Annotated in this window: 3 protein-coding genes and 1 rRNA gene; all 4 read left to right on the top strand. The window is 45.1% G+C overall.

The features are described 5' to 3' along the window. Positions 1-123 precede the first annotated feature (123 nt). The 4 genes from rrf (at position 124) to HMPREF9442_RS14910 (ending at position 6,282) form a co-directional block, all read left to right on the top strand. A 5S ribosomal RNA gene (gene rrf / locus HMPREF9442_RS14925) occupies positions 124-235 on the top strand. A gap of 229 nt (positions 236-464) precedes the next feature. Continuing rightward, positions 465-1,895, top strand: a complete 1,431-nt coding sequence (locus tag HMPREF9442_RS14920) for a BACON domain-containing protein (RefSeq protein ID WP_008630238.1) — start codon at positions 465-467, stop codon at positions 1,893-1,895. Positions 1,896-1,927: 32 nt separating this feature from the next. Continuing rightward, entirely contained in the window at positions 1,928-4,264 is a 2,337-nt protein-coding gene (locus tag HMPREF9442_RS14915; protein WP_008630236.1) for an MAC/perforin domain-containing protein, read from the top strand. A 107-nt stretch (positions 4,265-4,371) separates the two neighbouring features. Continuing rightward, positions 4,372-6,282, top strand: a complete 1,911-nt coding sequence (locus HMPREF9442_RS14910) for an MAC/perforin domain-containing protein (RefSeq protein WP_157183545.1) — start codon at positions 4,372-4,374, stop codon at positions 6,280-6,282. Positions 6,283-6,292 lie beyond the last annotated feature (10 nt).

Raw genomic sequence — 6,292 nt, 5'->3', positions numbered from 1 at the left:
CCGAGCACTACTAATAGCCCGAAAGCTTTCATGCCTCAGGTTACGGGGGTATATTCTTTATGATGCGTGTGTTTTGTATCAGTAAACAAGTAAAGTCAATACAGTGTGATATGTCTGCCGTATTTTGGTGGCTATAGCAGCGGTGTTCCACCTCTTCCCATCCCGAACAGAGAAGTTAAGCCCGCTCACGCCGATGGTACTGCCCGCAAGGTGGGAGAGTAGGTAGTCGCCTTTTTAATTTGTATTCCCCCGCGCAAGGCGAAAACCTTGCGCGGGGGAATTTTTCATTTGTGTGAGGGTGTTTTTTCTTATTTTATTAATTTATAAAATAAGAGTTAAAATACGAGGGGCAATTGTTGACTTATTGAAATTATGTTGTATCTTTACATCTCATAAAAGTTTTTTAGACAGCTGTTTATAGCTGTTTGGCTTTATAGGATTGTATTAATAAATAAATATTAGAGATGAAAGGTTTGTTAAAAAAGTTGTTTTTTACTTTATTGTGTGGAAGTTTGTGTTATGCGCTTTCCTCTTGTGATGACGAAAATGAAAATCATGGTAGTCATGTCGGTTTTGGAGAGGAGAGATTGGATGTAGATCGTTTGGGCGGCTATTATAGACTAAACGTTCACGTGGAGGAAGGGCAGGCATGGACGCTTTCCGTTCCTGAAACTAATGAATGGATTACCGTGTTGACACCAACCGGTAAGGGGGATGCTTCCGTTGAGCTTTATATAGAAGACAATGGGACAAAAGAGAGCCGTACGGATAATTTGGTCTTGGTTACTGAAAATGGCACGAAAGTCCAGATACCGGTGAGTCAGACTAACTTGTTGAATGGTGAAAGCATGCCGGAAAATGACGATGTGGAATTTTATGATGTATTTAATAATAAGGGCATCGGTAAAGGGTATGACATCATAAACCGAAAAGTCAAGCAGTCTGTTGTGCAAATGACGGGCTTGAAAAAACTTATTAATGGGGAAGATGCCCCTTATGCGGATCTTGGCTTATATACGGAAGCCCCCATTGCAGCATCTGATGTGAAGATTATAAGTTATGATTCCATAGACAATAAGTTAGACTCAATCAATGTAAGTTTGAAGATTGGCGTATCTTTCGGTTTGTTTAAACTGGATATTTCCGGTGCTTATATCAGTGGGGAGAAAGTGGCCGATGCGAATGTGACTTACAGGATGGGATGCCGTTATCCGGTGTATGAAGCGTCTTTGGGATATGCGGATTTGTTAGGTTATGTTGCTGAAGAAGAGGATACAAAAATAAAGCGGCAAATGTTGAGTATCGGTTTCCTTAATTTGAGAGACAAAATTAATGAATTGGCGGAGAATCCGTCAGCCAATAAGGCACAATTGGATGCGGCTTTAGTTAAGTTGGATGCGACTTATGGACCTGTGGTAGTGACAGGAACTACTTTAGGAGGTGAAATGACAATGAAGTTGGACGCAGATAGTTTTGATGTAGCGGACAATATGGGAATAAAAGGTGATGCCAGCCTGTCCATACAAGCTGCCATTTCCATTACGGGAGAAGCACATGCGGATTATATCCGGAAAGGTGAGATGTTGTTGTCCCATTCCAATTTGGATCTGACCATGTTAGGCGGGCAGGTAGCTAAGGGGCAAGAGATGGCCAAATATTTGACGAGTACGATGGCTGTCAAACGTGCGGAAGTGAATCAATTGGCCACAGACTGGGCGAATAGCATTGTGATGGACGGAGCCAATAAAAAGAATAATACGGCCGAAGTCGTGGAAATGACTTTGACACCGATATGGAGCTTCTTTGACGACGAGGTTGCCGTAATCGTACAGGACTATATCGTAAAGAAATACAAGGATAATCCTAAGGCAATTGTGGATTTTAGTAATTACTAATTAGAATATTAAGTGAAGTGAGGAGCTTATCCATGATTTCCATGTTTGCCATGATTTTGGCAAACATGGTTTTGTTTTCTTGTTCAGAGCATGAAAATGCGTTGGTTTTACCCGATGTCCAAATAGAGGTCAGCGAGGCTGAGATAAGTTTGGGGCGCGTGGGGCGGTACTATGATGTGAGCATACGCTCGCCCAAAAAATGTGTGGTGGAATGTATGGCTGACTGGGTGGCTCTCACTTCTGATACTTTGGCAGAAGACGGTATTTTAGAGTTTTATGTCGAAACCAATGACGGTGATAATGGGCGCAGGGCTGAAATCAGGGTGAGTTATGCCGATTCGCCGGAACAGTTTGTGGGGATTTCCATATACCAGTGCGGGTGGTTGGACGTGGAGGATAATGCCTTGTCGGGAGGAGAATTGACACAAGACTTCCGTGTGGGATGGGGATACAATATATTGCAGGATTTTATGAGTGAGAATAGCTTGGTGGCTCCGATTCTGGATTATAACAAGCTGTTGAAGTATGAGGCAGAATTGGGAGACAATTTCATTCAAGAGGATAACCGGAGCTATGAGAAAATAGAAATATATTCGGGGTATTCGCTTGACGAGTTGTCCCAGACCTTTACGGAAGCCCAGGAAAGAGAGAAAAGCAACCTGTCAGGGTCGAAAAAGACCGTAGGCAAATTTGTGAAGACCAATAATTATTCGACTGTGGAAGAACGGTGCTATGGGTATTCCCGTTTGTCCAAGGTTGTGGCTTCACGTTATTTGGACGAGGCGGGGCTACTGTATTTGGCCAACGGGGGGAAGGACATTTATTCTGAGGCTTTTAACCGACTACGCGAGAAAATCATGAATGACCCCACCATTGAAAATGTAGACCGGTTGCTAAAGGGTTTCGGGACGCATCTTGTTATTTCTGCCGATTTAGGAGGGATGATAGAGTATATGGTAGACTTTCAGAAGAAAGAAGTGGCGGACGTGCAAACCTATACGGAAATGCGGACGAAATATGTGTATGGCAAGATACAGCCTTCGGCAGAGACTTCGCGGATAGATGCCAGTATTTCCACGGATTGCAGTGCTTCGAAGTCTTTTACCATCCGGGCAGGAGAAAATGAATGCGTGGAGAAAATACGGAAATCCATCGAGAATTTTAGCAATGAGAGCCAAATAGACCAACATTTGCTCTCTGATTGGATGAACAGTTTGGAGGGGGATTACCGTAATGATGCGGAGTTGCGTAAACGGTTGACCATTGTAGGATGTACGACTTTACCGATATGGGTGTTTTTTGAGCCGGAACTGGCTCGTCTTATCCGCGAACGGGTGGAAGAAATCTCCAAGCAGAGCAATTATGATTATGACAAGGATATCATGCAGGGCGATAACTGCATGATTGAGTTGAATGACGGGATGCTCCGTTTCGACACAGGGGATGATGCAACCTTGGTGAAGGTGGTGTATCACGGGAAAGTACCGGTGGCAGAGATTTGCCATGAATACGTGCCGGATATCCGGGCAGACCGTAGGGTTACGGTGATGTATCCTTTGGTGAAAGGGTCGCCGAACCTGAACCGTGGAATATTCCTTGGGGATGGAGAGGGTAATCCTCCTTCCTACATCGCTTTTGAAGGAGGGTTAGTTTATGTGAACCCCATAGACGGTATGGGGCTGACGGATAAAATCACGAAATTGTATTATGTTAATGGTAACCTCTATTTAAATGACATGAATGCGGGAGTGTCTTATGGGGGCATCACGGTGGAAGATGCCTATTGCGTGTTGATAGACAACGTGACGGACCGCTTGCCCTTCGTGAAGATCGGTGCGGGTTACTGGTTGCGTGCTAATTTGGAGCACAGCATTTATTTGGGGGAGCCGGACGACCCGGATGACGAATACAGCAATGTTACGGTGAATGAAATATTCGATGGGAATAGGTATTATACCAATACTTTCGGTGTAATAGATCCTACTTATAGGAACATGAACGAGGAATTTATTGGAGTAGACAAGTGGTATCTGCCCCAGACTGATGACATTATGAATTTGCGCAATTATGTGTATAAAAATCCAAAGGTACTGTTCAAAGGGCAATTGAGCGGTTTCGATGCGCAGTTTGACGGTTTTTATGGAGTGTATGACATCATGAACGATGACAAGTATTTGGGTTCTTTTGATTTTCATTATGTAAATGAATATAGTGTTATCGCATGCAAGGGCGAAGGACAGACCGGTGCGGCATTGGTGTTGACACCGGATTACCAGTTGCGCACGACAACCTTGAAGTCGGCAAATGATAATTTCTATCCGGTACGTTTGTTCCGTTCGTCCAACTTTAAATATACGGAAAAGAAATGATACGAAAAATATTGTTGTGCATATGTATGGGTGGGATGTTGGCAGCTTGTTCTGAGGACATCTTGCCAGAAGTTCCGATGTTTTCCGGAAGTGAAGACCATGTTCCCATGGCAGACTTTATCTTTGATGGAACGGAAGGTTACCGTGAGTTACAGGTGGATGTACGCGATGTCGTGGCAGGAGAAACGGAAGGAGGATTCCTGACTTTTGTCCCAAAGGAAGGAAAATCCTATTTGTATTTGGAGCAGAATGATGAGAAAACACACCGTTGCGGAAACCTTAAATTGAGGTTGGCAGACGGGCGGACGGAATGTTATACCGTGGTGCAGGAAAGCCGTGACCAAACTTCGCGTGATGCCATTGACAAAGGTTTAATCCGGAATTATGGCGTGGGTTATTCCTTTGAAGGGTATAATGGCGAGAAATGTTCTTTTAACAGCGTAATGAGCCAGGTAATCAACCTCCAGATGTTGAAAGAAGTGGAAGAAAAGGAGAATGACCGGTTGCTTAACTCTGATTATGAGCATGCCATCTACTATGTAACCTCGTCGGGGTATAGTTTGTCGGATTATGTGCACAGCGTGGAGCTTGAGGCAGAAGCGGGTGCCGATTTAATCCTTTACAAAGGGACCTTGAAAAAGACAATGGACGTATTTGAAGTGGTCAACAAGAAGAACTTTTATGTGAGCACGTCTTACATATCCCCTAAAGGCATACGTTCATTGGAAACGGAAAAGTTGAAATATTATGTGAAAGAATACCCGGAGCTTCTGACGCACAGTTTCCGTAAGGCCATCGAGGATTTGTCCCGCCATCCATCGGACATTATGGCGTTGGATTCTTTCCTCGTACGGTTCGGAACCCATGTCGTGCAGTCGGCTACCTTGGGAGGAAAGTTGGATTTACATGTGTCGGTCTCCCAACAAAGCTTCGACACCTACGAGGAAGAAGGGTTGTTTAGTGAAAACACGATAGCCCTGTTTTTCAAGAAAATGAAGTCGGAAGGCAGTAATTATAATTTCAAGGATGTCTTCAATGCGGCGGAGAGCCGTATGGATGTGTCAGGAGGCAGGATTTCCATTTTGAACGAGGCCGTAATCAATCCCGACTTCAACAATGCACGGGTGCAACCGGAATTGTTGGCACAATGGGAAAGCAGCATACAGTATGACGAAGATAACTATGCAGGCAACAATGTGGAGATGGTCGATATGGCAGTCTGCCCGATATGGGATTTGATACCCGACCCCGAAGTGGCGAAATCTGTGGAGACCCGTGCCGTGGGGACGGCTTCCCGTTTGAGCGAAGTGTTCGGGTTCAACCATTTTGCCAATGCGTTTTTTCCTACCTCATTCGATACCGTGCAGTGCAAGATGGGGGGAAAGGAAACGAGCGTGGAGACGCCATACGTGGTAAACATCATTTCGGCAGGCCGTTATGTGGCTACGGTGTGCCGGGAGTGGGTGCCGGAGATTAGCAAGGACGAAGCTGTGAGCGTGGCTTATCCGATATATGGCCGTACGATGGATTGGACGGGCGGGCTTTGTGTGTATCAGGGACGCGCCTACCGTGTGGCATGGCATCACGGTCGTTTTGTCGTGACACCGGTGCCGGATCTTCCTTCGGGGAAATTTTACCTCACCGCAGGTCGCTTGGAGGTGCAGTCCACCGAAAATACGGTATATCAGAAAGCCTATCCTGTATTGGGTTATGAATGGCCCGGAAGTATCGGCATTGACGGGACTTTGACTGGGAAATACTATTACCAGACGCGTAAGTTCTTGGGACATTTTTATTTGGCGACGGATAAGGAGTTTTCCGATTTGCCGAACTGGCGTTGGCAAACGTCTGTGCCGGAAGAGGTGGAGAACTACCGCGAAGAGATAAATGGTAGCGAAGAGGCATTCCGTCTTTCCGGGGTTGATTTGGGACGCGACGGTACGGATAATTTGAAGAGCCGTATGGTCATGGAAGACGATTATGAATTCTTTTGGAATACGAGCGAAGTTAATTATTAATATGGAGGAA

Origin of the sequence: Paraprevotella xylaniphila YIT 11841 (assembly GCF_000205165.1) — a bacterium.
Classification (GTDB): domain Bacteria; phylum Bacteroidota; class Bacteroidia; order Bacteroidales; family Bacteroidaceae; genus Paraprevotella; species Paraprevotella xylaniphila.
The sequence above is the reverse complement of the archived record's forward strand: the minus strand, read 5'-3'. Positions and strand labels throughout refer to the sequence as shown.

What these genes read in the sequence shown, in the direction of transcription:
- HMPREF9442_RS14920 (WP_008630238.1), top strand. Translation starts at nt 465, where the DNA reads ATGAAAGGTTTGTTAAAAAAGTTGTTTTTTACTTTATTGTGTGGAAGT.
- HMPREF9442_RS14915 (WP_008630236.1), top strand. Translation starts at nt 1,928, where the DNA reads ATGATTTCCATGTTTGCCATGATTTTGGCAAACATGGTTTTGTTTTCT.
- HMPREF9442_RS14910 (WP_157183545.1), top strand. Translation starts at nt 4,372, where the DNA reads ATGGCAGACTTTATCTTTGATGGAACGGAAGGTTACCGTGAGTTACAG.